The sequence below is a fragment of the Bradyrhizobium dasycarpum genome (assembly GCF_042019905.1).
GTDB lineage: Bacteria > Pseudomonadota > Alphaproteobacteria > Rhizobiales > Xanthobacteraceae > Bradyrhizobium > Bradyrhizobium japonicum_B.
Window position 1 is genome coordinate 6221740 of sequence record NZ_CP169574.1, and the last position, 24408, is coordinate 6246147.

Below are 24408 nucleotides of genomic sequence, written 5' to 3' on the forward strand. Positions count from 1 at the left end.
ACGCCGAGTATGTAGCAGCGGCGCGCCCTCCTTAATTGCTGCCAGTCGCGATGATGCTCTTGACCTGGCTGAGCGTATAGCTGGCGCCGTCGATGGTGAGCAGCGGCGGCGACTGGGTCAGGTCGACGGACGACACCACGCCCTGCACCTGCGCGGCGATGCCGACGTTGTTGTTCGCCACGTCCTTGCCCGTGGCGGAGATCGTGTACTTGCCGTCGGGCCATTGGGTGCCGTCATTGCCCATGCCGTTCCAGGTGAACGGGATGTCGTTGCCGGCGGCCGCGGTGTACTTGCCGTTGAACACGGTCTGACCGCTCGAATTGGCGATGGATATCTCGACGGTGGAGTCGGTCGGCACGTTGAGATGCCAGGTGGCCGTCGAATTCGTCATGCTCGCGGTGGTGCCGTCGACCAGGGCGGTCTTGCCGACGAAGCCCAGCGCCTGGGTCGCCTGCGTGGTCTGCTGCAGGGTGACGAGCTGGGCCAGCGCATCGTTGGTCTTGAGCTGCTGCTCGACGCCGGCGAACTGCACCAGCTGCTGGGTGAACTGGTTGGTGTCGAGCGGATCCAGCGGGTTCTGGTTCTGCAGCTGCGTGGTCAGCAGCGTCAGGAAGGTCTGGAAGTTGCCGGCGAGCGTCGATCCCGTGGTCGAGCTCAGGGTGTTCGACGAGGAGGATTTCGGCAGCTCGGTCGTCCCGGAGACGACGGTGGGGGCCGTGGCGCCAGTCGTGGTGGTCATGTCGAATACTCCTTACACTCTGATATCGACGCCGCTGCTCGGCCCATACATGCGGCCATAGCTACGGCCGACGGGCGCGGCGGCGGTGTCGTCCTCGCTGATGATCAGCCGGCGGGCATTGCCGCCATTGTCGTTGTTCTGGCCGGAGTTCTGGCCCGACGAATTCTGGTCGCGCAGGCTGAAGGACAGCCCGTTGCTGCCGGTCTTGAGGCCGGCATCGTCGAGCGCGCGCTGCAATTGCGGCGCGTCCTGGCGCAGCATCTGCAGCGTCTCCGGCTTCTCCACCGTGAGATGCGAGGTGACGTTGCCGGCGCGATCGACATTGATGCGCACGTCGATGCGGCCGAGCTCGGCCGGATCGAGGCTGATGTCGAACCGGGACTTGCCGGAGCGGATCGCGGCCGCGATCTCGACCGGCACGCCGTTGATCGGCACCGCCGTCGCGCTGGCCGCGGTCGCGGTCAGCGTCGCGGTCGATGCGGACGCGGTCGAGGTCGTGTTGGTCAGCGGCGCCTGCACGGCGGAGGCGGCTTGCGCGCTCGCATCGGCGGTGTTGAAGGCGGCGTGCGCATTGGCATGGGCCTGGGCGGCCGGCGCGGCCGGGATCGCGTCGGCCGGCCGGTCCGCGGCGCCGGGCTTGGCCTCGGTCGCGGCGCCGTCTGCCTGCGGCTTCGGGTCTTGCGGATGCGCGGCGTTGGCGGCCGTCGGGCCCGTTGCCTGCGTCGGGGCGGCGTTGCCGGCGCCCTGGCCGATATTGGAGACGTCGGACTGTCCTTGCGCGGTGACGACGGCCTCGAACGAGGCCTTCGGCGTGCCCTGATGGACGGGGATCAGTCCGCCATTCGGCTTGGCCTCGGCCGTAACCTCGCCGGTGGCGCCGGTCGCGGCATCGGCCAGCGTCGCCGAGGTGTCGGCATCGACCTTGGCGCCGGCGGTCTTGGCGCTCTTGTCGCCGGGCGTTGCGGTGTCGGTCGTGGTGCCCGCGATCTGCGCCGCGATCGAGGCGCTGGCGGCAAGGCCGGCGGCGGCGATCGTCAGCGGCGAGGAGGTGGCAGCCTGGTTCGCCGCCGCGTTCGGATCGGCTGGGACCACCGGCGCGGTGACTGCGATGGCGTTCGGATCCGGCAGGACCGCCTGCGCCGCATCGGCCGGCGCGGCATCGACGGCGGCCGCGAGCCCATCGGCGGCCTCGGTCTTGTCGCCCTTGGTCTCCTCGGAGGTATCGGCCGATTTGGCGTCGGAGGTCTCGGACTTGTCCTTGACCTTGCCGGCGTCCTTGGTGGAATCGGTGGTGGTATCGCTCGTCTCGTCGGCTTTGGTGGGCGCCGACGCATCGGTGTCGTCGGTCGCCTTGGTTCGCGAGGGATGATCCGTCGATGAGGGCTCGCGCGGGCCCTTGTCCGCGGAGGACGACTCGCTTCGCCGCGGTGCGCTGTCCTCAGCCTGCGCGGCCGTGTTGGCGTTGATCGCCTGGGTGTTGCTGTCGACCAGTGAGCCGAAGGAGTCGCTCGCGGACGCCTCCTTGGCGTTCTGCGACCGGGCAGGCTTTTGCTGCGCGCTCGAAACTTGCACGCTTGCCGCGACATCCGACGTACGACCGACCACAGGCAACCCCTTGGAACATCTTCGGCATCAGGGGAGCAAGGAGCGGGCCAGCGCCGCCGCGTGTGCATTTATATAATAAAATCAATATCTTAACTATTTTCGGGCGCGGCTGCCTGACCCGCCGCAGCCCCGCCATTTCTGCCTCCCCGGCAAGAATTGCCCTAAGCCGGCCGCCCGCGTGATTGCTTCACCGGAATGCCGCCTATATTAAAGAGGTTACTCTCAGCCGCTTTCGACCGGGCAATCGTGCCTTTCGGGAACTCGAGTTCCCGGGGATCGCCGATGTCCCGCGAGAAGCAAGAAATCGCGGATCGCCGCGCGCTGCCGTCACAACCCTTAAAGGCCCATGCTCAACAGTCTGGATCTCGAAGGCCGTCCCGAGGACACCAGGGTCGTCGTCGCCATGTCAGGCGGCGTCGATTCCTCGACGACGGCTGCGCTTCTGAAGGCGGAAGGCTACGACGTCGTCGGCATCACGCTGCAGCTCTACGACCATGGCGCGGCAACCCACCGCAAGGGCGCCTGCTGCGCCGGCCAGGACATCCACGACGCCCGCGACGTCGCCGCCAAGCTCGGCATTCCCCATTACGTGCTCGATTACGAGGACCGCTTCCGCGAATCCGTCATCGACAATTTCGCCGATAGCTACGCGCTCGGCGAGACGCCGGTGCCGTGCATCGAGTGCAACCGCAGCGTCAAGTTCCGCGATCTCCTGAAGACCGCGCGCGAGCTCGGGGCGCAGGCGCTCGCCACCGGCCATTACGTCGCCTCGCGCCGCCGCCAGGACGGCTCGCGCGCGCTGGTCTGCGCGGCCGACCCCGACCGCGACCAGAGCTACTTCCTGTTCGCGACGACGCAGTCACAGCTCGACTTCCTGCGCTTCCCGCTCGGCGACATGACCAAGCCGGAGACGCGCGAGCTCGCGCGCCGCTTCGGCCTGTCCGTCGCCGACAAGCACGACAGCCAGGATATCTGCTTCGTGCCGACCGGGCGCTACACCGACATCATCACGCGCCTGCGGCCGAACGCGATGGACCCCGGCGAGATCGTCGATCTCGATGGACGCGTGCTCGGCCGCCACAACGGCATTGCCAATTTCACCGTCGGCCAGCGCCGCGGCCTCGGCATTGCCGCATCCGCACCGCTGTACGTGGTGCGGCTGGAGGCCGCGACCCGCCGCGTCGTCGTCGGCCCGCGCGATGCGCTGAAGATGCACCGCATCGCACTTCGCGACGTCAACTGGATCGGCGAGGGCGACATCGACCGTGCCATCGGCGGCGGTCTCGAACTGTTCGTGCGCGTGCGCTCGACCCGGAGCCCGCAGCCGGCCTGGCTGCGTGGCGCAGGCGGCCATTACGAGGTCGAGCTCGTCGCCGGCGAGGAGGGCGTCTCGCCCGGCCAGGCCTGTGTGTTCTACGACGCAGCCAGCGGCCAGGCGCGCGTGCTGGGCGGCGGCTTCATCCAGAGCGCCGCCGCGAAGCAGGGCGCCGCGACATCGCGCCCGCTCGCGGAAGCCGTGCGCGGCTGAGTGCAATGAGATCGAGCCCGCCTGTCACCGCAACGACGGTGCGCCTCCTTTCCTGCTTGCGGGAGAGGGGCGGGGAGAGGGCTCTCTCAACACGCGATATATCGCGAGCGGAACGAACCCTCACCCGGCGCTGCGCGCCGACCTCTCCCGCATCCGTCTTCGCCAAGGCTTCGGCGGACAAGAGCGGGAGAGGCGCGCTGGACCAATTTCGGGGCGAGATTTGATTTCACCAACAATCATCACACGATCGGGTTTCGCGTAAGGGCAGGGGCATGGCAGCAGACATCTCGCGGGCCGGGGTCGAGAAGGCCTATGGCCGCTGGGCGCCGGTCTATGATCTCGTGTTCGGCAAGGTGTTCGACGCCGGCCGGCAGTCGACAATCGCCGAGGCCGACCGCATCGGCGGCCGTGTCCTCGACGTCGGCGTCGGCACCGGGCTGTCGCTGTCCGATTATTCGCGCACCACCAAGATCTGCGGCGTCGACATTTCCGAGCCGATGCTGCGCAAGGCGCAGGCGCGCGTGCGCACGCTTCGGCTCTCCAACGTCGAGGTGCTCTCGGTGATGGATGCGAAGAACCTCGCCTTCCCGTCAAACTTCTTCGACGCGGTGGTGGCGCAATACGTCATCACCGCCGTGCCCGATCCCGAAGGCACGCTCGACGAGTTCGTGCGGGTGCTCAAGGCCGGCGGCGAGCTGATCCTGGTCAACCACATCGGCGCCGAGAGCGGTCCGCGCAAATTGTTCGAGCTCGCCTTCGCGCCGATCGCCCGCCGCCTCGGCTGGCGCCCGGAATTCCCGTGGGCCCGGCTCGAGGGCTGGGCGGCCAGGCACGGCGGCATCACATTGGCCGAGCGCCGCCCCATGCCGCCGATGGGGCACTTTTCGCTGATCCGGTACCGCAAATCGTGATCATGCCGCGGGAACACGCGCCGAGGCCGGCGCGTTCCTTCCCCATGCGCACGACATCAAACATCATCCTGGCCAGCCTCCTGATCGCCGCCTCTGCACCAGCGATCGCGCAGGCTCCGCCCGCCCCGGCGACGCCGCCGCAAGCGACCGCGCCGCCGTCCCCGCAACATGCCGCCAACTGCGCCCCGCACGACCGGCCGGGCCGCTCCTCGGATGGCACCACCACCGGCCAGTCCCGGGAACCGCTTGGCGACAAATTGGCCAAGTCGGACGGCGTGCTCTGCCCGCCCGCCGGCGTCGACCCCGAGATGCACGCCCCGGCCCCCGACACCGGCGGCAACACCCCGGTCATCCCGCCTCCGGGCAGCCCGGGCGGCGACCCGAACGTGCGGCCGAAATAGGCCTCGCTCCGCATTCCCAAATTCTCAGGGCGGGGACGAGGTCGTGGACGGCCGGGCCTTCGCCTCGCCGAAGCGGCTTCGGCCGCGCAGGCGGGACAGGCCCGGCCACGACGAACTCATTGAAAATGAGGCCGTATCTGCAAAAGGCGGCTGTCTCGACGAGCCTTGCCGCGTGCTGAAAAAGCCGGCCGCTTTGCTTGACTTCCCGCCGCCCCCTTCCTTATATGCCGCGCGTTCGCGAGATCGGCCTATTCGCCGCCGCGATCCCTGTGGCGGGGTAGCTCAGCTGGTTAGAGCACGGGAATCATAATCCTGGGGTCGGGGGTTCGAGTCCCTCCCCCGCTACCAATTCTAGCGCAACCCTTTGATGTCCGGACTTCGCAGTTGAGCTTCGGCGCGAGGGGCGTCTCATTGATAGTCCGAGCTCCCGCTGTCAATTCGCGTCGAAAGCTCGCGTCTGGCTGGTCAAACTCGGTGTGTGGCTAAACCAGCGCGCGGCGTTGGTGTTCGCGCCTGTGGAAGAAATCGGCGACCTGACGCGCGCGCGACTCCGACGTGCGGCTTGGTGTGCGGTCGCGTGTCTGCCGTTTCAGCTCGATCACGGCAAGTGCACGACGCTCGCGCGCGATGCCGGCGTCGATCGATCGACGGTGTCGACGCGGCGAAGATCTTGATCAGCCTGCCATGCAGATGGCGGTGAGCGCAGGCCGTGACGAGAACGGTGCGCTAAACAATTCACGCATTCTTCGCAGCGAGGCGACGACGATTGCACAACATTCGGCGTGGCAAATCATGCAAGCGTCTTCCGCAGTCTCGTCTTCGTTGTCAACGAATACATCGAATGCGAGCAATTGTGCCGCCCTGCAATTCGCATTCTGCCTATGGGCTACTTCACACATCCGAACTTTGCGGTCTCACAAATTGCTGACGCGGTACCAAGCGAGTTCCATTGCTTTGTCTAACTTAGATTGTATGGTGGCCATAAGAGCATTCGGCCTGATCGACGATGTGCGGCCAATCGGCGCTGTCCGTATCTTTGGTGATCATGATCACAAGAAGAGTGTTCGCCCCTGAGTAGAATGAGGGACAGAGGACAATGACCGAAGGATTAGGACAATGTCGCTGCTCCAGATCAATCTCTTCGGCGGTGTCGAAGTCATGCGTGCCTCCGGCGAGGCGGTGTTGATCCCCAGTCGCAAGGCTGCAACTCTCCTTGGCTATGTGGCGCTCAGCTCCCCTCGGGCCATTTCTCGCGGCAAGCTCGCGACCCTGTTGTGGGACGGTCAGTTCGGCGATCGCGCCCGCGCCAGCCTTCGACAGGCTCTGCTCACATTGCGGCGTGAGTTGCCGCAATATTCCGATGTGATCGCGGCCGATCGCGACGACATCCGCATCTGCCCGAACGCCATAAGCACCGATGTCGGGGAATTCGAGCGGCTCCTGTCGGACGGAGATCCCGAACGATTGGCTCGCGCGGCGATGCTGTATCGGGGTGACCTTCTCGAGGGCATCAGTTCGACCTCATGCCAGTTCGAAGCCTGGCTGTCTGCCGAGCGTCAGCGACTGAGGACAAAGGCGATGCAGGCGCTTGCGGGCCTGCTGGACGCCGACGGGCGCGAGCACATGGATATAGCGATCGCGCTCGCGCTGCGTATTGTTGCGATCGACCCGCTTCAGGAGCAGGTCCATCGTATCTTGATGCGCTGCTACGCGCAGCAAGGTCGCCGCACCGACGCGCTGCGTCAGTACGATCTTTGCCGCTCCGTGCTGTGGCGGGACGTTCGCGCGGTGCCGGAGCAGGAGACCGAACAGCTGCAGCGCGACATCCGCCGCATGTTCCACGCTGCGCCCCTGAGACCTGCCTCGGTCAAATTGCAGCGGGCCAAGAACTTTGACGCAACTTTCACGCTCGGCGTGACGCCTGCATCACGATCCTGGTCGTAGCCTTAGCCGCTCGCACAATCGTGCGTAGTGATCCCGACTCCCTTTAGGGAACGCGTGTCGCTCGCGGGTCAGGCACTTCATCAGGAGACTTTGATCATGACTGGAACACAGCAAGGATATGAGGACTACGGCCAATTGGACCCGCAGGGGATATTCGGCTCAATCCTCGGCGGTGCGGCCGGACGAGTTATCGGCAACCTGCTCGGCGGCAAAAGGGGAAAGAATATCGGCGGCGCCATAGGTAACATCGGCGGAGGTTTCCTGCCGTTTTCCGCCGGTCCGGAAGTGCCGCAAGGTTCTGTGCAGGTCTCCGACATGGAGCTGCAGAGCTTCTGGAGCGTGCTGAAGAAGATCGGGCGGGGCGTGCAGACCGGCCTCGATGTCGGCAAGCAGCTCGGCGTGTTCAACGCCGGCCAGCCCGGCCTTCAGTCCGCGCCGGAGCAGGTCTCCGACATGGAGCTGCAGGGCTTCTGGAGCGTGCTGAAGAAGATCGGCAAGGGCGCCCAGACCGGCCTCGACATCGGTCGCCAGCTCGGCGTGTTCAACGCCGGCCAGCCCGGCCTTCAGTCCGCGCCGGAGCAGGTCTCCGACATGGAGCTGCAGGGCTTCTGGAGCGTGCTGAAGAAGATCGGCAAGGGCGCCCAGACCGGCCTCGACATCGGTCGCCAGCTCGGCGTGTTCAACGCCGGCCAGCCGGGATTTCAACCCGCGACGGAGCAGGTCTCCGACATGGAGCTGCAGAGCTTCTGGAGCGTGCTGAAGAAGCTCGGGCGGGGCGTGCAGACCGGCCTCGATGTCGGCAAGCAGCTCGGCGTGTTCAACGCCGGCCAGCCCGGCCTTCAGTCCGCGCCGGAGCAGGTCTCCGACATGGAGCTGCAGGGCTTCTGGAGCGTGCTGAAGAAGATCGGCAAGGGCGTGCAGACCGGCCTCGATGTCGGCAAGCAGCTCGGCGTGTTCAACGCCGGCCAGCCCGGCCTTCAGTCCGCGCCGGAGCAGGTCTCCGACATGGAGCTGCAGAGCTTCTGGAGCGTGCTGAAGAAGATCGGCCAGGGCGCCCAGACCGGCCTCGACATCGGTCGCCAGCTCGGCGTGTTCAATGCCGGCCAGCCCGGCCTGCAGCCGGCTGCGGCGCAGGTCTCCGACATTGAGCTGCAGAGCTTCTGGAGCGTGCTGAAGAAGATCGGCCAGGGTGCCCAGACCGGCCTCGATATCGGTCGCCAGCTCGGCGTCTTCAACGCCGGCCAGCCCGGTGGCACGATGCACTAGACCCAACGCGCAGAGGGCGGGCGAACGCCCGCCCTCCACGCACAAATGAGAATGGAAACCAGATGGCGGATTCAAACGCGTCGCAGCAATTCATCGTGCAGGGAGACCCGGTCCAATCCGGTGAGCTCAACGACCACTTGCAGCGTGAACCCGACGTGAAGCGAGTCGCGCAGGTCGCACCCGACGTCGTCATTCTTTCGATGACGAAGACACAGGCCGATCGCCTGAAATCGAGGTTTGCCACGCTCGTGGTTGAACCGGATTCGGCGCTGAAGCCATTCGATGCCGACTGATTTCGGTGGGCAAACACTGGACACGCAAAACATCAAGGAGGCCGCAGATGGCCACGAGAGGAAAATCAGGACCTTCCGCGCAGGGCGAGCACGGCGCGAGCGAAGCAGCGGCAAACGGCAACGGTGCGCTTCCCGAGCACGGCGACAGCGCGTCACCGGCACGCGGGCAGAGGGCCGCAACGATCGGATCGCGCCCGGCGCAATTCATGATCGCGCCGCAGCAGCAACCCGGGCTTGCGACCTTCAGCATCGATTTTCTGACCCAGCAGCTCACCAGCAGCCCCGACATCGAAGTGGTGAAGACGGTGCCTGCGCCGCGCCTGTTCGGATTTCAGAGCGCAGATCTCGGACAAGCGCCGCTCAGTCCGCTGGTCCTCGCCAAGATGACTCCCGACAAGGCCAGGTTGCTGCAAACCCAGGCGGGAGAGCGTTGCGCGGTGGAGCGTGACGAGCGGCTGACCTACATGCTCGACCCGACGACGCCGCAGCTTCCCAATCCGGGGGTGCTGACGCCGCTGGCCGACGGCTTCACTGCGACGATCGAAGTCCTGGGCCAGGACGGCCCGCTGCCCGGCGCTGAGGTCTATGTGTTCGGCAGCATGTGGCCGGCACAGGCCATCACCGACGCCACCGGCCGCGCCACGGTGACACTCCAAGGCGAAACTCCCGAGACCATCCGCTCGATCCTGGTCAAGCCGAAGATCGACTATTGGACCTTCTGGCTCGATCGTCCGCAGCTCGTTCCCAACAATGTCAACCGGATCGTCGTGAGGGCGCTCGGCGCAGTCTTGCGGAGCTTCCCCGGCCAGCAATTGACCGGCTGGGGTGAGCGCGCCATGGGCCTCGATCGTGTGCCGCCGTCCTTTGATGGCGCCGGGATCAAGATCGCGGTCATCGATTCCGGCCTGGCGCCGACCCATCGCAACCTGCGCGGCATTACGGAAGGCACCAGCATCGTCGGCAATGACAAGACGGCGTGGACCGTCGACACGATCGGCCACGGCTCGCATTGCGCCGGGATCATCGCCGGCGGACCCATCGGCTCCGGCGGCGGAATCCGCGGCTTCGCCCCCGCGGCGGAAATCCATGTCTGCCGGATATTCCCGGGCGGCCGGTTCAGCGATCTCGTCTCTGCGCTCGATTATTGCATGGAGCATGGCATCGACGTCGCCAATATGAGCCTCGGTGGCGGCGAGCCCTCGCGGATCATCGAGGAACGAATCGTCCGCGCCAAGGAAAGGGGCATGGCCTGCATCATTGCCGCGGGGAATTCCTCGGGGCCGGTGCAGTTTCCGGCTTCGACCCCGCATTGCCTGGCGGTCGCCGCGTTGGGCAAGTGGGGCGAGTTTCCCGACGACAGCTATCATTCGCAGCAAGCCCTCGACGGTTTCCAGAGCCGCGATGGATATTTTCCGGCCAAGTTCTCTTGCTTCGGGCCAGAGATCGACGTCTGTGCGCCGGGTGTGGCGATCGTCTCATCGCTTCCCGCCGATGGTTTCGGTGCATGGGACGGGACCTCGATGGCAACGCCGCATGTCACCGGCCTGGCTGCGCTTGTGCTGGCGCACCATCCGGACTTCACCAAAGGCAGCTTCCAGAATCGCGATGCACGCCGGGTCGAGCGGCTGTTCCAGATCCTGAAGGAAACCGCAACGCCGCTGCAATTCGGTGACCCGAATCGTGCCGGCGCGGGACTGCCGAACGCGATGCGGGCGCTCGGCCTGGAAACCGGAATCGCGCCGGTAGCCGCCGCTGCGTCCGGAACCGATCCCTCGCTGGCAACGCTGCGTCGCCTGCTTGGATTGCGGCCGGTCGAAGCGCCGAGCATGGTTCCGGCGGCCGCGATGACGCTACAGTCCCTTGGTCCCATGCCGAACGGTGCGAGCCACGTCGCGCGCGGTCCGGCACAGGTCGCCAATGGAATCGCCCCCATGATGATGGATCCTGATCCAGCTCAGATCCGGCAGATCATGCACAAGGTCGGATTGCTGTAACGGGCGTCCTTGTGGCCTTGGACGCGGGGCACAGCACCAGCTGTGCCCCGCGTTTTCTTGAGCGGAGCGATCATTGCGACAGCTTCACGAAACCTCGGGATGTGCGATTTCGTACCAGCGAGGCCGACATGGCGAGTGTGCTTCGTTTGGTGCTCAGGGCGACACCGCATGTCCTGTGTCGCCACCCCGTCAACCCCTCGTCGCAAAAATATTCCGCTTTACCGAAATTCGGAAATGGCGTATGTGTCGCCCATCCCGGCTCAACCAGGAGGGGCGATCTCGAGGTCGTCTTGATCGCGAGCCGGGCTTGCGGTGGACGCGGCAGCGTCGGCACGAGAGGTGCGGGCAGGGCGGGTAATCCCTGTGAGCCCGAGGCTTCGTGCGGACGAACGGCGCTGCTAGGCTTCGTCTCGCCTGTAAGTTTCCGGCTTCGTCGACAGGGCTGGAAAGACTGCGGCGACAAGGCGGGCCGTGCGTACGGCAAAACCGTGTGGTCCTGGCCGTCGTTGCTACGGTCAAGCTTTTCGAAGATGCGCGCGAGCCCGACCGGGCGGACGGCATCGCCAATTCGAACGGCGAGGGAGGCCAGAAGGAAAGTTCGGCTCCCGGGAGAGCACGGCATAAGCCGTCCGACCATCGCGCAGGGAAGGCCGAGTGATCGGCACCACCTGTATGCTGCTGTGCGGTTCTTCTGCGTGTGCATTTTGCGCAGCAGACCGCGGGTGCGTTGTCAGCACCCGGCCTTCCCTGCGCCCTCTTGGATCAGAGGGTGAAGCGAACCAGCAAAGCTCGGGCGAAAATCGTCGCGAGGCTGCGAAATCGTGCCCCAATCCTGAAGTCCCCTCACAGTCATGATCAGCGTGTGAGAGCCGCGTGATCCAGCACGTTTCCTTGGCCGCTTCGGCTCGTGTCCTCGGCCTTGTCGGTATTCTGCTCGGCCTCGTACACGACGCCGATGGTCCGGAGGATGCTGGACGGATTGACGCTGATCGAGTCGATCCCAAGCCCGGCCAGAAACCGTGCGATCTCCGGATAGTTCGCCGGTGCCTCGCCGCAGATGCCGATATGGCGGCGGTTGCGCTTGGCGCCGTCGACGGCGAGTCTCAGCATTTCCAGCATGCCGGGATCGCGCTCGTCGAAGTCGAAGGCGACGATGTCGGAATCCCTGTCGACGCCCAGCGTGAGCTGGGTCAAATCGTTCGAGCCGATCGAGAAGCCGTCGAACAGCTCCGCGAACCGGTCGATCAGGATGACGTTGTTGGGAATCTCGCACATCACGTAGATCTCGAGCCCGTTCTCGCCCTGTTTCAACCCATGCTGGGCCATGGTCTGGATGACATTGCGGGCTTCCTCGACGCGCCGGCAGAATGGAATCATGACCTTCAGGTTGGTCAGGCCCATGTCGTTGCGGACCCGCCGCAATGCGGCGCATTCCAGTGCAAAGCCCGCGGCATAGGCGGGGTGGGCGTAGCGGGCTGCGCCGCGGAAGCCGAGCATCGGGTTCTCCTCCCGCGGCTCGAAATCGGCGCCGGCTCGGAGATTGGCATATTCGTTGGTCTTGAAATCGGACAGGCGAACGATGACCGGACGCGGATGGAACGCAGCCGCAATCGTACCCACGCCCTCCGACAGACGCTCGACGAAGAAGTCGGAGGGCTTCCTGTAGCGCCGGGTGATCTGCTCGATCAATCGCCGGTCCTTGGCGGATTTCACCTGCTTCGGCTTTGCCAGCGCCATGGGGTGAATGCCGATGTGCTGGTTGATGATGAATTCCATGCGTGCCAGGCCGACGCCGTCGTTCGGCATCATGGCGGTCTTGAAGGCGAGCTCCGGATTGCCGAGGTTGACCATGATCCTGGTGCGCGGCTTGTTCAGCGCCGCGGTCGCGACTCGCTCGACGTCGAAGGGCAGGCGGCCGGCATAGACATGGCCGATGTCGCCCTCGGCACAGGATACGGTCACGTTGGTGCCGGTCTTCACCTTCCTGGTGATGCCTTCGATCCCCACCACGGCGGGAACGCCGAGTTCGCGGGCGACGATGGCGGCATGGCAGGTCCGGCCGCCATGCTCGGTGACGATCGCGGCGGCGATCTTCATGACCGGTTCCCAGTCCGGGCTGGTGGCCGGCGCGACCAGGACCTCGCCCGGCTTGAAGGCGCGCAGATCCTGCTTCCTTCTAATCAGCCGGACCTTGCCGGCCGCGATCTTCTCGCCGACGGCGCGGCCTTCGCCGAGCACCGCCGCGGCATTCGGCTTGAGCACATAGTTCTCCAACGCCTCGGGCGTGCGGCGCGATGCAACCGTCTCAGGCCGGGCCTGGATGATGTAGAGCTTGCCGTCGGTGCCGTCCTTGGCCCATTCGACGTCCATCGGTCGCGGATGTCCCGCCTTGTTCGAGTAATGGTTCTCGATGACGATTGCGCTCTCGGCGAGGCTGAGGACGTCGTCGTCCGAAATGCAAAGACTCTCGCGCTCGCGGCGCGACGTCGGCACGTTGCGGGTGGTGGTGCGACCTCGCGCGTAGATCATCTTCTTGTCCTTGGCCCCGATCCGGCGCGACAGGACCGCGCGGAAGCCCGCGTTGAAGGTCGGCTTATGGACATAGAACTCGTCCGGCTCGACGGCGCCCTGCACGATGTTCTCGCCCAACCCGTAGGCGCCGGTCACGAACACCACGTCGCGAAACCCGGATTCCGTATCGAGCGTGAAGATGACGCCGCTGGACGCGAGATCCGACCGGACCATCTTCATCACGGCGACCGAAAGCGCGACCTTGAAATGATCGAAGCCGTTGTCGATGCGATAGGAGATCGCGCGGTCCGTGAAGATCGAGGCAAAGCAGCGGCGGCAGGCCTCGAACAGGGCGCGCGCGCCGCGGACGTTGAGAAAGCTGTCATGCTGTCCGGCGAAGCTCGCGTTCGGCAGGTCCTCGGCGGTGGCCGAGCTGCGGACCGCCACCGCAACGTTCGGCCCGTATTCCTGCTCGAGCTGCCGATAGGCCTCCGCAACTTTCTGCCTCAGTTCGGCGAGGTCCGTCGCGGCGTACACGATGTCCCGCGCCGCGGCACCCCGCCGGGCGAGGTCGGCGATATGCCGCTTGTCGAGACCCGCAAGCAGCTTGCGCAACTCTTCCCAGGCGCCTTGCTGCAGCAGGGCGGCGCGATAGGCGGCAGCCGTCAGCGCGAAGCCGTTCGGCACCGAGATGCCGCGCCGCGACAACATGGAATAGAGCTCGCCGAGCGAGGCGGTCTTGCCGCCGACCATGCCGACATCGTCCAGGCCGAGATCCTCGAACCAGCGAACATAGGGGTTGCTGCTCATCTCTTTGCTCCGCATTGCAGTCGAGGGTACCGGTCGGGACGCGATCCTCATCGGCAATGTGGCGGGAGGCGGGGGGTACGGTGTTGCGAAAGATCAATGGCGGCGTCAGCTAGGTTTCTTCGATCACCACCTGCTCGGCCAGCCGTTCGACATCCGCGGTCCGGCACAGCTCGGTGCCGGGATGGAGCAGGGCGGCGGCGCCTGCTGCCATGGCGTAGCGGAAAGCGGTGCCCAGATCGGTGCCGGAAGCGAGCCTCAGCACCAGCGCGCCAAGAAAGCTGTCACCGGCCCCGACGGCGCTCAGCGGCTTGATCGGCAGAGACTTCGCTTGCCATGTGCGGTCCCGGGTCACCAGCGCCGCGCCGAGATGTCCCATGGTCAGCGCGACGGTGGATGCTTGCCGCATCTCGACGATGCGTCGGGCGGCCGCCACCCATTCACCGGCGTCCTGAGGCTCCGTTCCCGTCAATTCACGCATCTCGCGCAAATTCGGCTTGATCAGGTCGACGCCTTCGGCGACTGCCGCGGCAAGCGCCGCTCCTGACGTGTCGAGAATGATCTGGGATCCGCGCCGCTTGGTGATCGCCGCCAGGCGGGCATAGAAATCGTCGGGTACTCCGCCTGGCAAGCTGCCGCTTGCAACGACAAAGCGGGGAAAAGGATCGAGCGAGGCGACCAGCTGCAGGAACTCAGACCATTCGCGATCAATGAGTGTCGGCCCCGGAAGGATGAAGCGGTATTGCAAAGCAGTCGACTGCTCGTGGACAAAGAAATCCTCCCGCGTCTCTCCCGCGATCTGGAAGGTCTGGCTGTCAACGCTCTCCGCGTCGAGCAGGCGGCGCAGCAGATCGCCCGTCCCGCCGCCCACCGGATAGATCGCGCGCACGCCGCGCCCGCCGAGCCGCTTGATCACGCGCGCGACATTGATGCCGCCGCCGCCAGGGTCGCGCCGCTGCGCGGTGCCGCGCAACTTCGCGACGGGAACGATCTTCTCGACCGAAGTCGACACATCGACCGCGGGATTGATCGTGACGGTGGCGATGTCCGGCATGACCTTGTCTGTATCAGCTTGGAGTCAGAATGTCGTCCCGCAATGATGGCCCTGGAGCGCTCATCTGCCTTCGATTGGTTTCGCAGGATATCCCGGCAGGCCAGCGCCAGTTTAATCTGGATCAAGGTCGATGTTGCACCGTCGGTCAGTTGAAGAATCGAACCGGGGAGCTATCGCCGCAAAGGCGCGACGATAGGAACTCCGGGCACGCCCGGCGCTTGAATCGGCGGGCCAGAGTCGCCGTCGATTGCTGGCCTGCACGGCCCGCCTCCAAAGCCCCCATGCCCCCCAGGGTGGGCCGTGCGTCACCAGAGGAGACACCATGTCCGACCCGACCGAGCAAGAGATCAGAGAACGCGCGCACCGCCTGTGGGAGCAGGCCGGCAAGCCTGAAGGCCGCGACGACGAGTTCTGGCAGGCCGCCGAGCAGGAGCTGCGCAACGAGGACAGGTCCAGCACGTTGCGGACGCCGGATACGTTGTGACCGACAAGACCTGCCCATTCTGCCGGGGTCTGGGATGGGTCTGCGAAAATCATCCGCTCCGGGCCTGGAGCGAACAGCTCGGCGGCTGCCGCTGCGGCGAGGGCATGCCCTGCACCTGCAACACGACCGAAGATCCGGAGATACGCGTGGTGATCGTCGAAGCGGGTACGACGTGGCACTGAACCGGGTCGGCACATTGCCCGCGATGCGAGCTGCGTCTCGGGGAACAGACCATCCCGGACAGGCATTCAGTGTCTGAACAGCACGGGCTCGAAGAATACTTACTTCCCACGGCAGTGTCGGCGGTGGACGAGCAGAAGAAACTAGAGCACCAGATCGAACTCGCAACGCGAGCGGCCGCGCTCGTCAGGGACGAAACCACCGGGCAGCGCTTCCGAAGCTTTGCCGAGGAGCTGAAGCGAAAGCTCCGTCGCATGATGCGGCGCGGAAAGGTGCGCGCGCGCGCCTACGAGCTCTGGGAGCAGGCTGGACGGCCGGCCGGTCGCGAGCTGGAGTTCTGGCTGGAAGCGGAACGGCAGATCGAGGACGAGCGCGAAGAACGGAAGGGTTCCGACGCGTCCTCGAAGCGATAGCAGCGAGCCCGATCCGGGCTCGATCACCGGATTTTGCGAGGTCGTCAGGCCCGGGCTTGACTGGTGTCCACATTTTCGGTGCTGCGTTGCAATAGTACGGCGCTGCAACGAAAGAAAAGGCCGCCGGGTTCCTCACCCTGGCGGCCTCGAAAAGTCCGTAGCTGTTGATTGCCTCCGCAGCCTCGCGCGTACCGCCGTTACCTTGTTTGCGGCCATGCACGATGTTTGTAGGCCAGGGCGCGCGATTCGGCTGTGATCTGAAGCACACAATGGGAAAAGTATGATGGCGCTCGCGGCGGCAATATGGATTGCTGCGCAATGACGATGCGGAGGCGGCGAGTGCTACCGCTCTCGTGCCCCGGACGCAGCGCAGCGTCGCTTCGACGGTGCGCTGCTGAGCCGGGCCCCATGTCGCCGCATCGTGCCGTATCGCCTTCCGGGTCCTGCTCGGCGCCGCAACGCCATAAGCGCGTTCACGCGCGCCTTCGACGCGCTATGCGCGTTGCGGCTTGTCCCGGACAGCGGACTACACCCGATACCACGCTGCCAGATTCCACGTCGTGACGTCCCAGCCCGACATGTCGATCATGAGGTTGTTGACGTGGGCGTTGACGACGTTGCGGGAGAGCAGCGGCAGGAACACATGCGCCTCGCAGAAGATCTCGTCGACCTTGATCAGCAGCGCGGCGCGCTTGGCCGGATCGAGCTCGTTCTGCGCGGCCTTGTAGGCCTTGTCGGCTTCGGGATCTGACCAGCGCGAGATGTTGCGGCCGAGCCATTTGTTCTCCTTGGTGGCGATCTCCCAGGAGACGCACTGGTTCAGGAAGCGCTCCGGATCGGGCTGCGGCTGCGTGGTGTTGTACATCTCCATGTCGGCATAGAATTTCGAGTAGGTGTCGGGGTTGCCGACGTCCGAGGAGAAGAACACCGAGGCGGTGACCGCCTTGATCTCGATCTCGATGCCGGCCTTCTCGCAGGCCTGCTTGATGATGGCCTGGGTCTTCTGGCGCGGCGCGTTGGTCGAGGTCTGGAACACGTATTTGAGCCTCTTGCCGTCCTTCTCGCGGATGCCGTCCGCGCCTTTCTTCCAGCCGGCTTCATCGAGCACCTTGTTGGCCTTGTCGATGCTGAACTCGTATTTCAGCTTGGGCGACTTGAACTGCTTGGGTGCGTTGACGAAGCTCGCGGTGGCGATGCCGCCGCGGCCGTAGATGTATTTCTGGATCGAATCGCGGTCGATCAGCAGGTTGATGGCCCGGCGCACGGCAGGGTCGGACAGCGTCGGATGCTTGGTCTTGGCGTTCGAACGCTCGCCGTCCACCTCGGTCCACGGGTCGGTCGTGTTGAGGATGATGAACTCGACGTTGCCGGACGGCGTGATGTCGAGCTTGCCCTTACCACCCGCCTCCATGCGCTTGAGGACCTCCTCCTCGACCTGCATGTTCCAGGCGAAGTCATATTCGCCGGTCTGCAGCACGGCGCGCGCCGCGGACACCGCATCGCCGCCGCCCTTGATCTCGAAAGCGTATCGAAATGCGGCTGGTTTTTGATGTGATAGTCGGGATTGCGTTCGGCGCGGATCAGGTCGCCGGGCTTGAACTCGACGAATTTGTAGGGGCCGGTGCCGACCGGTTTCAGATTGGCCGGCGCCTCGCGCGACTTGGCGCCGGCATAGTCGCCGAAATGATGTTTTGGCAGGATCGGGCCGACCGAGCCGACGAACGGGTCGGCCCAGAACGGCGTCGGCGCCTTGAAGGTCACCTTGACCGTATGGTCGTCGATCTTCTCGACCTTGATGTCCTTGTAGGATCCCGTGGTGTAGGCCGCCGTCGCCAGATCGGCGGCATAAACCCAGGTGAAGACGACGTCGTCGGCGGTGAAGGGCTTGCCGTCATGCCATTTGACGCCCTGTTTCAGTTTCCAGATCACGCTCGTGCCGTCGGCGGCGAGGCCGCCGTTCTGCTTGGTCGGGACTTCGGCGGCGAGGCAGGGGACCAAATTGCCCTCCCTGTCCCAGCCGGCGAGCGGCTCGAAGAACACGCGCGAGGCCATCTGGTCCTTGGTGCCGATCGCGAAATGCGGATTGAGGAGGGTCGGGGCCTGCCAGAACAGCAGCTTCAGCGGGCCGCCGCCGCCAGCCTTGGTCGGCTTGTACGGCAGCGTGGCATCCGCCATCGCGACGTCGTGCCAGACCAGGATCTGGCTCGCGATCGGAGCCGCGATTCCAAGCGCGGCCACCTTTTGCATGAACGATCGCCGCGACAGCGTGCCTTGCTTGACCTGTCCGACCAGACCCCGGATTTCGTTCTCGTTCATCAGATGACCCCTCCACCTCGAAGACAAATCGTCGCTGGCAACCATCATGTTGCATCAGGCGCGAGGCGGCAATGCCGGCAATGCTGCCCTGCGACGAAATGACGACGTGGAGGGCCCGTGCGGGCCGGGACCTGGATCGCCGCCTGAGAAACCCAGGCGACGATCCAGTGCGAACTCATGTGAACTTGGGGAAGTTCTAAGGCCGCGCCGCGACCCTAACGCGGTCACGCTTGGCGCATCAAGTTTCGTGATGTTGCGGCGGCCGCAGATTCGTTGCAGCCGCCACGCCATCGCCACACATGGTCCCTTGAACAGCCGGCATCGACCTGATGCTGGCCACGCAGCAGACCCGAGTTCGCAGCTGAAGCGCCGTGTTCGGCTACGCCACCCCGCGAATGTCCGCTTGTCTCGAGGCCGCGGCTACCGACATCATCGGGCGCCTGGCCATCCTCGTCCGACAGGGGTCGCATGAAACGCTTTGCAAACCTGAAACGCCTGGGATTTTTCACGCGGCTGCTCGACGAGGCTCCGCCGGCGGACCGCTACCGCTTCGCGGCCGAGCAGATAGTGCACGCTGAAAAGGCGGGCCTCGATGCCGCGTGGATCGCGCAGCATCATTTCCACGAGCGCGAGGGCGGCCTGCCGTCGCCCTTCACCTTCCTCGGCTACGTCGCGGCGCAAACCTCGCGCATCCGCCTCGGCACCGGCATCGTCACGCTGCCGCTGGAGAACGCGGTGCGGGTGGCGGAGGACGCCGCGGTGCTCGATCTCCTCTGCAACGGCCGCTTCGAGCTCGGCGTCGGCACCGGCGGCAATCCCTCGGCGTTCGCCGCCTTCGGCCTCGACAGTGCCCAGCGCAACGAGATCTTTGCCCGCAATCTCGAGGTCGTCCGTACCGCGTTGGTCGGCAAGCCGCTCGCGGGCGGCGACACGATCTATCCGCAGCGGCCGCAACTGGACAAGCGGATCTGGCAGGCGACCTTCTCGGTCCCCGGCGGGGCGCGCGCCGGCAAGGCCGGCGATGGCCTGCTGCTCTCGCGCACCCAGCCGCGGACCAAGGAGGCGCCGGGGGCGACCCTCGCCGAGATCCAGAATCCGGTGATCGATGCCTATCTGGACGCGCTGCCCAAGGGGGCCGAGCCGCGCATCATGGCCTCGCGCAGCGTCTTCGTCGCCGACGACCATCGAGAGGCGATGCGGCTCGCAGACATTGGTCTGCGCCGCGCGCTGCCGCAATTCCTGCAGGGCGGTCACGCCAAGCCGGGCGAGACGCTGGAGGAGATGATCACGGCGTTCGACACCCATGTCGGCGATGCCGATCACGTCATCGCCTCGCTGCGGGCCGATGCGACGCTGGAGCGGGTGACCGATCTCGTGTTTCAGGTGCATTCGGTCGATGCGCCGCACCCTCACGTTCTGCGCTCGATCGAGCTGGTCGCCGAGAAGGTCGCGCCGGCGCTGGGCTGGACCCGGACGGCGGGCGAAGTGGCGTTCGCGGTCTAGCCGGAATGAATGTGCTCGCCTCGCACCAGGCTGAATGATGGCAACTGAAGATATCATCGACACGCTCGCCGGGATCGAGCCGGGCTCGGCGCTCGACGTCATCCGCGCTCGCCGCCCGCAGGGCCGTGGATGCCCGGGCCTTCGCCTCGCCGAAGCGGCTTCGGCCACGCAGGCGGGGCAAGCCCGGGCATGACGACGTCGATCTCGTATTAGGCCGACGCTGCTCGCGCGACCGGCTCGGCCGGCAGATCATCGCCGTTGGGGTCGCCCGGCGCGGTGGCCCAGGCCAGCTCCACCAGCGTCACGATGCGGCGGCCGCCGCCGTCGAGCTGGACCACGATCAGGCCCTGCTCCTCCATGTAGCCGAGCAGCCGCTGCGCCCGGCGCAGCGAATGCGAGCCGTAGGCCCGCGCGATCGCGGCGTCGCCGGGGCAGGGCCAGCCCTCCTTGGCCGCGCGTGCGATCATCATGAACACGCCCTGCATGTCCTCGGGCAGAATGGACGCGCGCAGCGACACGTCCTGCCAAGCGTCGTCTTCGGTGAGATCGGTGCCGAGCCCGGCGCGCGCATGCGTCAGCATGCGGCGAAACTCGTTGAGATCGGGCACCGCCGAGCCGAGACCCTCGATGCGGCAGCGGACGACAAACTCCTGGTAGAGCACGCCGATGGCGCGGAAGCCCGCGTCGGGCGCGGCGAGCACGGCCCGCAGCGTCCGGTCCACGCGCTCGCGCCGCTCGGCGAGCTCCTCGGCACTGACAGGCACCTCGACCGTTTCCGGCTGGATCACCGGGGCGGCGGCCTTCGCGGCACGAAGCTGCTCCAGCAGATCCGGCGCCGGCCGGCGCTGCGGCCGGCTGGCATCGGGCGGCGGCGCGGCCAGGATCACGGCGCGCGCATCCTCCAGCGTCGCTTCGGGCAGCGGCATCAGGCGCGGCGTCGAGTTGCGCGGAGAGGTGTCGGTCGGGCCGATGTTGAGGCGCAGCGGACGGCGCGACAGCGCGGGTCCGAGCGCCATGAACTGTCCGCGTTCGAGATCGCGGAAGGCTTCGGCCTGCCGCCGCTCCATGCCGAGCAGGTCGGCGGCGCGCGCCATGTCGATGTCGAGGAAGGTCCGGCCCATCAGGAAGTTGGAGGCTTCCGCCGCGACGTTCTTGGCGAGCTTCGCCAAGCGTTGCGTCGCGATGATGCCGGCGAGGCCACGCTTGCGGCCGCGGCACATCAGGTTGGTCATGGCGCCGAGCGAGAGCTTTCGCGCTTCGTCCGAGACGTCGCCCGCCACCGCCGGCGCGAACAGCTGTGCCTCGTCGACGACCACGAGCATTGGATACCAATGGTCGCGGTCGACGTCGAATAGGCCGCCGAGAAAGGCGGCGGCGCGCCGCATCTGGTTCTCGGCGTCGAGACCTTCGAGATTGAGCACGGTGGAGACGCGATGCAGCCGCGCGCGTTCGCCCGCAACCTGAAGGCCGCGCTCGGTGTGATCCTCGGCCTCGATCACCAGATGGCCGAAGCGCTCGGCCAGCGTGACGAAATCGCCTTCGGGGTCGATGATGGCCTGCTGCACCCAGGGCGCACTCTGTTCCAACAGCCGCCGCAGCAAATGCGATTTGCCGGAACCGGAATTGCCCTGCACGAGGAGGCGGGTCGCCAAGAGTTCCTCGAGGTCCATGGCGGCCACGGCGCCCGCCGTGGTCTGCCCCATCTCGATCGCAACCGTCATGTCCCCGACTCAAGTCCTCGTCATTCGCGGACAGCGGCTTATCAATCCCATCGCGGCGCGTCGAGCGGCACGGGCTCGATCATTCGCGTTGCCCACGGCGGCGTTCCGGTCCGATTCGATGTGCCGTAGAAGTGCGGGACGACAGGGAATTTGCGTATCGTCCTCGGTCGCGGGCATTTCGGCGGCTCAGGCGCCGCTTCCGGGCTTTGACGGCCGGATTCGCTGATGAAGATCAAACCAGCCTGGCCGCAAGCCTGGTAGTCAGGGGCATGAGCTTCCTGACCTTCCTCGCAGCGACCTATTTCCTGCTCGCCGTACCGGGGCCGACCAACACCTTGCTCGCGACATCGGGCGCGGGGATCGGCCTTGCGCGCTCGCTTCATCTGCTCGTTGCGGAGCTGTGCGGCTATCTGCTGGCGATTGCCCTGCTGCGGCTCGCGCTCGGCCCCATCGTCGGCGACATCCCGATCGCGGCGCTCGTGCTTCGCCTCGCTGTGACCGTCTATATCCTCTGCCTCGCCTTCATGCTTTGGAGGGTCAACACACGCGAGCTGCGCGATGGTGCACCGGTGACCTTCGGCCAGGTGCTGCTTGCGACGCTGCTCAACCCGAAAGCGCTCGTGTTCGCTTTCCTGCTCCTGCCGCTCGAGGCTGCGCCGTTCGAATTGCTGCCCTGGTTCGGCGCGATCGCGCTTCAGATTGTCACGGCCGGCGCTGCGTGGATCGCTCTCGGCGCGACACTCGGCCGTGGCGCCCGTCGTCTCGGGCATCCCCATTTGGTCACGCGCATCGGCGCGGTCACGCTGGTTGCCGTGACCGGCCTGATCTGGCTTCAATCCTTCCTGACGGCCTGAAGCGCCACACCCCACTCGTGAGGCGCGCTTACTGCGCGCCGGAGCCACCCTGCACGATCTTCTCGTTCAGCTTCTGGTCCACCGTGTCGACCGTGCGGTCGATCTCGGCGTTGGGCACGCCGAGTTGATGCGAGATCAGCTTCACCAGGAGGTCGACGCGTTCGATGAAGGGCGCGCCGCTTGCGACCGCCCGTGCGGCCGATGACGGCTTGAGCAGGCTCTCGGCGGCCTTGGCATACTTTGCGAACGGCACCTGGTCCTGCGGATCGGCGCCGAGGCGGCGCGCGATCGCGTCGACATGCTCGTAGATCGTCTGCGAGCGCTTGAGGTCGCCGTGCACGGCATCCCGGATCGACTGCGGCTCGTTCGGCGTGATGCAACGGTAATTGCCGGTCAGCAGCATCGACCATTTCGCCAGCGGCACGAACAGGGAGTCGAATACTTTCAGCTTCACCGGAACGTCGTGGCCGTCGAGCGTCACCGCATCGATGTCTGCTTCGAGTTCGCGCAGCACCTTGTTGTGCTTGTCGTCGGCAAAGACCGACGCCTTGAAGTTGGTGGGCAGGCCGACATGCAGCACGTTGGCGGCTTCTTCCGGCGGGCGGAATGCCTGCGGGTCGGGCGAGCACAGCGTCACCAGCCCCGGCTCGAACCGCTCCCACACCTGCGCGTTGGTGTAGGCCTCTTCCAGATCCATGTCGGCGAGCGCCGGAATCCGCTTCAGATAGGGCAGCGGCGGCATGTTCATGATCGACAGGCATGGCAGCTTGGCCGCGGCGATCTTGACCATGAGGACGCGCACGGTGTGGTTGGTGTATTGCGGCTCCTGCATCGCAAGGCCGACCAGATCGTAGCGGGAAAGATCGACATTCTGCGGGGTCACCGCGTCGAGCTTGCCCGGAAGGTTGCGCGAGAAGATCGCCCGGTGCACCGCCTCGTCACGCAACTTGATGCGCACCTCGGTACCTTCGCGATTGATCAGCTCCGCGGTCTTGGCGCGGCAGACCAGGGTCACGTTGTGCCCGGCCATCAGCAGCTTCGTGCCCAGCAGGGAGCCGTAAGAAGCCCCGAGAATCAATATGTTGCGCGCCATGCTCCGTCCCTTTGACACTCTGTGCGATTTTTAAGTCCCGGCCGTCATCCGCGGGCGAGTTGCAGGCATGTAAAGCGAACTGCGCGGGGATGGCAACTGGGATAATGCATACAAGGACGCGTGAGGGGCCTTCTATTGGCGGCGATGCTCGAAGCTGGTGCAGAGCAGATCGACCTCCGCCTCCGCGATCGGCGAGCGGAACAGGCGGCAGCTGAACCCGGCCGTCGCCTTGCTGTCCGAGGCGGCGCGCTCCTCCCGGAGGAAGATGCATCGCCTGCAAACGTCGGTGTGGTGCCGCTGCTCGGCCGTGTCCGACTGGTCCAGCACGTGCCGGAACGTGTCGCGGAAGCGGATCTTGATCTCGTCGTCGAGGCCGGCAATCGCCTCGACCAGAACATTGACGGGATCGCGCACCAGGAATTTCTTGCCCTGCTGCGTCACGCTCAACATCACCGAGCGCTTGTCGGTGGCGGAGCGTTTCCGCTCGAGGTAGCCGAGCCGCTCAAGCTCTCCGATGATGAAGGATGCGGTGCCGCGCGTGGTGCCGACATAAGTTGCGAGCGCCGAAGGCGTTCGGGAGAAGCGGTTGGCGCGGGAGAGGAACCGCAGCGCCATCCACTCGCGGTCGCGCAGGCCGTGCTTGGCGCCTTCGAACCACAGGATGCTTGCGGCCTGCTCCAGCAGTGCAATCGATTCGCGAGCCAAATTCATTTCAATTCCAAATCGGATAAAGCTTGTCCGCCGCCGCATGTGCACCGCGCGTGGGGAAGAAGCTCGCCATTGGAACTTCC

19 protein-coding genes, 1 tRNA gene and 2 pseudogenes are annotated in these 24408 nt (G+C 65.7%); 14 read left to right on the plus strand and 8 right to left on the minus strand.

From position 1 onward, the window contains the following. Nucleotides 1-31 precede the first annotated feature (31 nt). On the minus strand, nt 32-739 hold the full coding sequence (locus tag ACETMP_RS29725; RefSeq protein ID WP_375158916.1) for a flagellar hook assembly protein FlgD: 708 nt from the start codon (nt 737-739) through the stop codon (nt 32-34). Between the two features lie 12 nt (nt 740-751). Continuing rightward, nucleotides 752-2344 carry a flagellar hook-length control protein FliK gene (locus ACETMP_RS29730; protein ID WP_375158917.1) on the minus strand — a complete coding sequence of 531 codons (1593 nt, stop codon included), beginning with the start codon at nt 2342-2344 and terminating at the stop codon, nt 752-754. A 346-nt stretch (nt 2345-2690) separates the two neighbouring features. Here ACETMP_RS29730 and mnmA point away from each other — a divergent pair, with 346 nt between their 5' ends. The 8 genes from mnmA (at nt 2691) to ACETMP_RS29770 (ending at nt 10681) form a co-directional block, all read left to right on the plus strand. Further along, on the plus strand, nt 2691-3872 hold the full coding sequence (gene mnmA, locus ACETMP_RS29735) for a tRNA 2-thiouridine(34) synthase MnmA (RefSeq protein WP_375158918.1): 1182 nt from the start codon (nt 2691-2693) through the stop codon (nt 3870-3872). Nucleotides 3873-4144: 272 nt separating this feature from the next. Further along, a complete protein-coding gene (locus tag ACETMP_RS29740) occupies nt 4145-4783 on the plus strand; it encodes a class I SAM-dependent methyltransferase (protein WP_375158919.1) in 639 nt (212 codons plus the stop codon). A 44-nt stretch (nt 4784-4827) separates the two neighbouring features. Next, nucleotides 4828-5184: a hypothetical protein gene (locus ACETMP_RS29745; protein ID WP_375158920.1), complete on the plus strand. Its 357-nt coding sequence runs from the start codon at nt 4828-4830 to the stop codon at nt 5182-5184. Nucleotides 5185-5455: 271 nt separating this feature from the next. Continuing rightward, a tRNA-Met gene (locus ACETMP_RS29750) sits at nt 5456-5532 on the plus strand. Between the two features lie 768 nt (nt 5533-6300). Beyond that, nucleotides 6301-7128 carry a BTAD domain-containing putative transcriptional regulator gene (locus ACETMP_RS29755; RefSeq protein WP_375158921.1) on the plus strand — a complete coding sequence of 276 codons (828 nt, stop codon included), beginning with the start codon at nt 6301-6303 and terminating at the stop codon, nt 7126-7128. 96 nt (nt 7129-7224) lie between these two features. Further along, nucleotides 7225-8394, plus strand: coding sequence for a hypothetical protein (locus ACETMP_RS29760; RefSeq protein WP_375158922.1), 1170 nt, complete (start codon nt 7225-7227; stop codon nt 8392-8394). A 62-nt stretch (nt 8395-8456) separates the two neighbouring features. Beyond that, complete coding sequence (locus ACETMP_RS29765; protein WP_028138273.1) at nt 8457-8687, plus strand: hypothetical protein; 231 nt, start codon at nt 8457-8459, stop codon at nt 8685-8687. Between the two features lie 47 nt (nt 8688-8734). Further along, complete coding sequence (locus ACETMP_RS29770) at nt 8735-10681, plus strand: S8 family serine peptidase (RefSeq protein WP_375158923.1); 1947 nt, start codon at nt 8735-8737, stop codon at nt 10679-10681. A gap of 855 nt (nt 10682-11536) precedes the next feature. Here the strand turns inward: ACETMP_RS29770 and ppsA are convergent. Then, the gene (ppsA, locus tag ACETMP_RS29775) at nt 11537-14002 is read right to left on the minus strand and encodes a phosphoenolpyruvate synthase (RefSeq protein WP_375158924.1); all 2466 of its coding nucleotides are present in this window, start codon (nt 14000-14002) and stop codon (nt 11537-11539) included. A gap of 109 nt (nt 14003-14111) precedes the next feature. After that, nucleotides 14112-15053: a 1-phosphofructokinase family hexose kinase gene (locus ACETMP_RS29780; protein ID WP_375158925.1), complete on the minus strand. Its 942-nt coding sequence runs from the start codon at nt 15051-15053 to the stop codon at nt 14112-14114. Nucleotides 15054-15375: 322 nt separating this feature from the next. Between ACETMP_RS29780 and ACETMP_RS29785 the strand changes: the two genes are divergently transcribed. The 3 genes from ACETMP_RS29785 (at nt 15376) to ACETMP_RS29795 (ending at nt 16130) form a co-directional block, all read left to right on the plus strand. Beyond that, nucleotides 15376-15537, plus strand: a complete 162-nt coding sequence (locus ACETMP_RS29785) for a DUF2934 domain-containing protein (protein ID WP_375158926.1) — start codon at nt 15376-15378, stop codon at nt 15535-15537. Then, entirely contained in the window at nt 15534-15719 is a 186-nt protein-coding gene (locus tag ACETMP_RS29790) for a hypothetical protein (RefSeq protein WP_375158927.1), read from the plus strand. Before ACETMP_RS29785 ends, ACETMP_RS29790 begins: the two co-directional genes overlap by 4 nt. 69 nt (nt 15720-15788) lie before the next feature. Further along, nucleotides 15789-16130 (plus strand): DUF2934 domain-containing protein, encoded by a 342-nt coding sequence (locus ACETMP_RS29795; protein WP_375158928.1) that lies wholly within the window; start codon nt 15789-15791, stop codon nt 16128-16130. Between the two features lie 526 nt (nt 16131-16656). Here the strand turns inward: ACETMP_RS29795 and ACETMP_RS29800 are convergent. Further along, nucleotides 16657-18446, minus strand: a pseudogene (locus ACETMP_RS29800) (peptide ABC transporter substrate-binding protein). 468 nt (nt 18447-18914) lie between these two features. Here ACETMP_RS29800 and ACETMP_RS29805 point away from each other — a divergent pair. After that, nucleotides 18915-19949, plus strand: a complete 1035-nt coding sequence (locus ACETMP_RS29805) for a putative FMN-dependent luciferase-like monooxygenase (protein WP_375158929.1) — start codon at nt 18915-18917, stop codon at nt 19947-19949. A gap of 34 nt (nt 19950-19983) precedes the next feature. Continuing rightward, nucleotides 19984-20076 (plus strand): annotated as a pseudogene (locus ACETMP_RS29810) (CMD domain protein); the annotation flags it as partial. Between the two features lie 82 nt (nt 20077-20158). Here ACETMP_RS29810 and ACETMP_RS29815 read toward each other — a convergent pair. Then, nucleotides 20159-21670: a helicase HerA domain-containing protein gene (locus tag ACETMP_RS29815; RefSeq protein WP_375158930.1), complete on the minus strand. Its 1512-nt coding sequence runs from the start codon at nt 21668-21670 to the stop codon at nt 20159-20161. A gap of 269 nt (nt 21671-21939) precedes the next feature. Here ACETMP_RS29815 and ACETMP_RS29820 point away from each other — a divergent pair, with 269 nt between their 5' ends. Then, entirely contained in the window at nt 21940-22524 is a 585-nt protein-coding gene (locus ACETMP_RS29820; RefSeq protein WP_375158931.1) for a LysE family translocator, read from the plus strand. A gap of 28 nt (nt 22525-22552) precedes the next feature. Here ACETMP_RS29820 and ACETMP_RS29825 read toward each other — a convergent pair whose 3' ends face one another. Both ACETMP_RS29825 and ACETMP_RS29830 read right to left on the minus strand, forming a co-directional pair. Beyond that, nucleotides 22553-23617, minus strand: a complete 1065-nt coding sequence (locus tag ACETMP_RS29825; protein WP_375158932.1) for a ketopantoate reductase family protein — start codon at nt 23615-23617, stop codon at nt 22553-22555. Nucleotides 23618-23749: 132 nt separating this feature from the next. Then, on the minus strand, nt 23750-24328 hold the full coding sequence (locus tag ACETMP_RS29830) for a MarR family winged helix-turn-helix transcriptional regulator (protein WP_375158933.1): 579 nt from the start codon (nt 24326-24328) through the stop codon (nt 23750-23752). Nucleotides 24329-24408 lie beyond the last annotated feature (80 nt).

Excerpts from the sequence above, each read along its gene's own strand:
- ACETMP_RS29725 (WP_375158916.1), bottom strand. The coding sequence starts at position 739 with ATGACCACCACGACTGGCGCCACGGCCCCCACCGTCGTCTCCGGGACG.
- mnmA (WP_375158918.1), top strand. The coding sequence starts at position 2,691 with ATGCTCAACAGTCTGGATCTCGAAGGCCGTCCCGAGGACACCAGGGTC.
- ACETMP_RS29740 (WP_375158919.1), top strand. The coding sequence starts at position 4,145 with ATGGCAGCAGACATCTCGCGGGCCGGGGTCGAGAAGGCCTATGGCCGC.
- ACETMP_RS29745 (WP_375158920.1), top strand. The coding sequence starts at position 4,828 with ATGCGCACGACATCAAACATCATCCTGGCCAGCCTCCTGATCGCCGCC.
- ACETMP_RS29755 (WP_375158921.1), top strand. The coding sequence starts at position 6,301 with ATGTCGCTGCTCCAGATCAATCTCTTCGGCGGTGTCGAAGTCATGCGT.
- ACETMP_RS29760 (WP_375158922.1), top strand. The coding sequence starts at position 7,225 with ATGACTGGAACACAGCAAGGATATGAGGACTACGGCCAATTGGACCCG.
- ACETMP_RS29765 (WP_028138273.1), top strand. The coding sequence starts at position 8,457 with ATGGCGGATTCAAACGCGTCGCAGCAATTCATCGTGCAGGGAGACCCG.
- ACETMP_RS29770 (WP_375158923.1), top strand. The coding sequence starts at position 8,735 with ATGGCCACGAGAGGAAAATCAGGACCTTCCGCGCAGGGCGAGCACGGC.
- ppsA (WP_375158924.1), bottom strand. The coding sequence starts at position 14,002 with ATGAGCAGCAACCCCTATGTTCGCTGGTTCGAGGATCTCGGCCTGGAC.
- ACETMP_RS29780 (WP_375158925.1), bottom strand. The coding sequence starts at position 15,053 with ATGCCGGACATCGCCACCGTCACGATCAATCCCGCGGTCGATGTGTCG.
- ACETMP_RS29785 (WP_375158926.1), top strand. The coding sequence starts at position 15,376 with ATGTCCGACCCGACCGAGCAAGAGATCAGAGAACGCGCGCACCGCCTG.
- ACETMP_RS29805 (WP_375158929.1), top strand. The coding sequence starts at position 18,915 with ATGAAACGCTTTGCAAACCTGAAACGCCTGGGATTTTTCACGCGGCTG.
- ACETMP_RS29815 (WP_375158930.1), bottom strand. The coding sequence starts at position 21,670 with ATGACGGTTGCGATCGAGATGGGGCAGACCACGGCGGGCGCCGTGGCC.
- ACETMP_RS29820 (WP_375158931.1), top strand. The coding sequence starts at position 21,940 with ATGAGCTTCCTGACCTTCCTCGCAGCGACCTATTTCCTGCTCGCCGTA.
- ACETMP_RS29825 (WP_375158932.1), bottom strand. The coding sequence starts at position 23,617 with ATGGCGCGCAACATATTGATTCTCGGGGCTTCTTACGGCTCCCTGCTG.
- ACETMP_RS29830 (WP_375158933.1), bottom strand. The coding sequence starts at position 24,328 with ATGAATTTGGCTCGCGAATCGATTGCACTGCTGGAGCAGGCCGCAAGC.